Source organism: Neptuniibacter sp. UBA6509 (assembly GCA_002435145.1).
Lineage (GTDB): Bacteria > Pseudomonadota > Gammaproteobacteria > Pseudomonadales > Balneatricaceae > Neptuniibacter.
In genome coordinates this window covers 1-4,257 of the sequence record DJLT01000082.1, presented here as the reverse complement: position 1 = coordinate 4,257, position 4,257 = coordinate 1, and the positions used below count along the sequence as shown (strand labels likewise).

The 4,257-nt window shown below is 45.0% G+C and carries 4 protein-coding genes; 3 read left to right on the top strand and 1 reads right to left on the bottom strand.

What is annotated here, in order from left to right:
• The 3 genes from B4K11_RS10120 to B4K11_RS10110 form a co-directional block, all read left to right on the top strand.
• The coding region (locus B4K11_RS10120) for an ATP-binding protein (protein ID WP_292959357.1) at positions 1–912 on the top strand (912 nt) is incomplete at its 5' end.
• A 227-nt stretch (positions 913–1,139) separates the two neighbouring features.
• Entirely contained in the window at positions 1,140–1,907 is a 768-nt protein-coding gene (locus B4K11_RS10115; RefSeq protein ID WP_292959356.1) for a methylamine utilization protein, read from the top strand.
• Positions 1,907–3,136: an outer membrane beta-barrel protein gene (locus B4K11_RS10110; RefSeq protein ID WP_292959355.1), complete on the top strand. Its 1,230-nt coding sequence runs from the start codon at positions 1,907–1,909 to the stop codon at positions 3,134–3,136. Before B4K11_RS10115 ends, B4K11_RS10110 begins: the two co-directional genes overlap by 1 nt.
• A gap of 20 nt (positions 3,137–3,156) precedes the next feature.
• Here the strand turns inward: B4K11_RS10110 and B4K11_RS10105 are convergent.
• Positions 3,157–4,257, bottom strand: a 1,101-nt coding sequence (locus B4K11_RS10105) for an energy transducer TonB (RefSeq protein WP_292959354.1), incomplete at its 5' end; no start/stop codon positions are given.

The window sequence follows — 4,257 nt, the reverse complement described above, 5'->3', positions numbered from 1 at the left end:
GAACAGCTCTTTCACGTGATTTTAGCAGTGATGACCATAGGTACATTAGGGCTACTGCTGTTCGCTACGCGAATTTCAAACCGCATTCGCTCCCTTCGCGATAACACCGAAGCGGTGATAGATGATAATGGCAAAATCATTGGCACCCTTCCGGTTTCAAATCAGCGTGATGAAATTGGTGATTTATCCCGTTCATTTGCGGATGTGCTTTCGCGGTTACAGCAGTACAACTCCTATTTAGAAAACATGGCATCCCGCTTGTCTCACGAACTTAGAACGCCCATTGCCGTGGTAAAATCGTCGCTGGATATGCTGACTCAGGTGAATGACGCCGACCAACAAGCCGTTTTTGTTGAGAGGGCGCAATCAGGGGTGAACCGCCTAAGTACAATATTAAACAGTATGAGTGAAGCCACCCGATTAGAGCAGGCCATTCAACAAGAAGATTTAGAACCATTCGACTTAGTTAAGGTGATATCTGGGTGTATTGCTGGTTACGAACATGCCTATAGCCATCGACGCTTTAGTTTTACCCACAATGCTGATACTGCGCGCATACTTGGCTCCCCTGAACTTACGGCTCAAATGTTCGATAAAGTTATCGCTAACGCCGTAGATTTCAGTGAAAAAGAAAGTGAAATCCAAGTCAGTATTACGGTTAAGGACAAGCAAGCTGAGTTAACCATTAGTAATACCGGGCCGCTTCTTCCTGAAGGAATGAGGTCTCAGTTGCTTCAGTCTATGGTGTCGGTGAGAAAAGAAAACGATGTGCAAAATGCCTCTTCACCGCACTTGGGGCTAGGGCTTTACATTGCCAACATCATAATGACCTTCCACAAAGGTCAGTTATCTTTATTCAATCGGAAGGATAGTACAGGTGTAGTCGTCAGCGCGCGCTTTCCTTTGATGTAAATGAATGAAAAAAACGTCCAACTCGGTCTATAGTTAAAGTCTAATAAACTTTACTACATAGATAGCGAAAGCCGAGCACATACCTCATACCAGTCCGCATAGGTTTTTATCTATACGGATTGGTATTGAATAGGCTATACGTAGTCATATGCTTTCGTGTCAACAATGAACGCACAGCGCTTTGTCTTTCTGTCTAAGGCTAAAGCCATTATAAAGAATGAATTACAATGCAAAAAAACAACACGTTATTGATTAAATCCATGTCATTTGCGCTTTCTATTTTCTTTACTTCTCATCGAAGGGCGAGCACGTTCAACATAACTAGTTTTATCACAGGTACATTCACATCGAGCGCTCTCTTACTAGCCGGCACTACCCTTTCATGGGCACATGCCGCTGAGACATCCTTATCAGCAACGCCAAGCATTTCGATATACGTTAGCGACGCCAATGGGGAGCCTGTGAAAGATATGGTGTTAACCCTAACGCCTAACTTTACGCTTGCATCAACACCACAGCGTGAAGAAGAGCCCGCCATAATGAATCAAATCGATAAACAATTTGCGCCTCACGTGCTTGTTGTTCAATCAGGCACAGATATTTCGTTTCCAAACGCAGATAATCTTTTTCATCACGTGTATTCTTTTTCCCCTACAAAACAGTTTGAGCTAAAACTCTATAAAGAGTTTACCGCTGAACCGCTTCGCTTTGAGCAAGCTGGTATTGTAGATATTGGCTGCAATATTCACGACTGGATGCTGGGCTATATTGTGGTAACCGACAGCCCATTTTTCGCAAAAACCAATGAAGAAGGCGTAATGAATGTTTCACTTCCGGTAGGCGAGTACAGTGTTATGACCTGGCACCCGCAGCAACCTGATGTGAAACTATTTAACAGCGCAACATTGCATATCACCAACTCACAAGAATACAAATTTGTTCTTGATGCAGTTTTCAGTGACGATGACTTCGACGAAGGATTTGGCGATTATTAATGCGTAATGTCTTTGCCTTAACCGTCTGTTTGCTTTGCACGAGTTTAACACTTCAGGTTCACGGAGAAACCAAGGCCCTAGTAAGAACAAGCTTTGTGGCAAAAGATGATTCGCGAAGCTTTCAGCAAATGGGGACCGGCCATCAGCGTTATGAAAGTAACGGCATACAGCTCTCTCATGCTGTAGTGATAGCTGACTTTATGTTAGCGGATAGTTGGTCGGCAGTTGGCGTCATCAATGGTTATAGCGATGGGGAACAAAAGGTTGGATTCTCCGAACTTTATTTAAAATATCGCCCGTTAGTCGCATCCAGCATAAAACCTGAAGTAAAAATAGGGGCATTTTTTCCTGCTCTCTCAGCGGAAAATACCGACGCGGGTTGGTTATCGCCTCACTTTCTAAGCAACTCAGCAATTAATAGTTGGGTGGGTGAAGAACTAAGAACGGGCGGCATCGAAGTAAGTCTACGACAAAATGGCAGGCAAATAAGAAGCCACTGGTCATGGAAAGTATTGGGCAGCGTGTTCAAAGGTAACGATTCCACCGGCACTCTGCTTTCTTGGCGAGGGTTTGCCCTTCACGACAGACAGTCCGTTTATAATGATCGCGTAAACTTCCTCCCCATTCCCGGCGTCGTCGATGAAGATAAGTTAAACGCACCGGCATGGACTGAACCCTTCAGGGAAATTGACAATCGGTTTGGGTACTACGTAGGAGCTCACTTAGCCTATGCTAGAAAGGCCGAGTTGCGTTATTACTATTACGACAATAATGCAGACCCGAACATTGTTGACCCAGACCGCATTTATGCCTGGCATACGCGCTTTCATTCATTAACACTGCGATATTTACCACGACCTGAGTTAACGGTGTTTTCTCAAGTGCTACTAGGTGACACTTTGATGGGGGAGCATATCGTAGACAACGATTTTTCCAGTGCGTATATCGGTGCGGCATACAACCTAAAGCAATTAGGCTGGGAAGATTTAACTTTAGCCATGCGTGGGGACTGGTATCAGGTGGTAGATAACGATGATGTTGTGCATGACCCGAATGGAAGCAGAGGTAACGCCTTTACCGTTAGCGTAAGGTACGACATTACCGCTTATTTATCCGTTAGCACAGAATGGCAATTAAATTCAGGGCATCAGGAGAATTTGCGTTTTTTCCAATCCGACGAGGACTATAGAGAGCAACTATTTCAACTGGCATTCACTGTAACTCTGTAGCGACGCGACTGTTGTTCGTCCTACCCTTTCGCCACTTCAATTAAATCAAATTTTGTTTCGCTGTCACCTTTCACCATCACCTGACACTGTCCCCAAGAGTTTGGAATTTGCCAAACATGCGCTTCGGCAACCGTGAATTTTTCTCGATGAGTATCACAACGGACTTCAACGGTATCAAGCTCGCCTTGGATGTTGCCAAAAGCAAACTTACTTCGCACAAGAGTATGGAACCAATTCCCATCACTTCCTATCGTTACGGGCACGGTTAAGTTTTGCTCAGATGCAATAGATTCTTCAATCTGACTAATTAGCGGCGCGATCTCGCCAATACGCGTTTCTTGCGCTTCCATGTCTTGAAGTGTGGTGTAGGATTTTAATGCTTCTGCATAATACCCACGCTGAGCATCGAGTATGATTTTTCTTTGAAGGGCGTATGCCACATAATCTTCATCAAACACCATGTTATTGAAGCGCTTACTACCGTTGCTGGCAAGTAATCGCGTTAGGCTTTGCGCTTCCCTCTCTACGTCGCCTTGTTTGCTCGCTATATGAGACTCCAAGTTTAGCAACCACGTATTTTCATAGCGGTTTAGCGTATCCCAAGCTAGAAGCTCTTTAAGTGCTTCATCAGCCGCGTCAACATCACCCGCATTAAAGCGCTCGTCTGCGTCTTTATAAGCTTTAATAAATTTGCGTGTGGCACCGCTTTTTCCGCTTATAGCGAAATCCATTTGGACTGCTTGATGACACTGCTGGGTAGGTTCGCCATCTTTGATCGCGGGGTTATACTGCCATTTCTTAACCGCTGACAGTGCACTGCGTTTGAAAGAAGGGCTTCCAAAGAAGTCTTCTACAACAGGGTCTTTCACTCTGCCTTCTTCGTCGATAACGTAGCTTAGCCTAACCCAACCTTCTCGGCCTTTTCTAATGGCTTGAGATGGGTATTTAGGATCGACACGTTTCAAAGGCGTCGCTGGTGTAAATGCGCTTATGCGCTCTACTTCATCAGCTTTCGATTCTGCGAGCGCTTTTTCTTCAAGATCATCACATGGGATACTCAGTTCCTGTGCAGCTGCACTTGCCGTGAAACCTGTCGCGAGCAAAGCCGCTAAAACGAGCGA

Excerpts from the sequence above, each read along its gene's own strand:
- B4K11_RS10115 (WP_292959356.1), top strand. The coding sequence starts at position 1,140 with ATGCAAAAAAACAACACGTTATTGATTAAATCCATGTCATTTGCGCTT.
- B4K11_RS10110 (WP_292959355.1), top strand. The coding sequence starts at position 1,907 with ATGCGTAATGTCTTTGCCTTAACCGTCTGTTTGCTTTGCACGAGTTTA.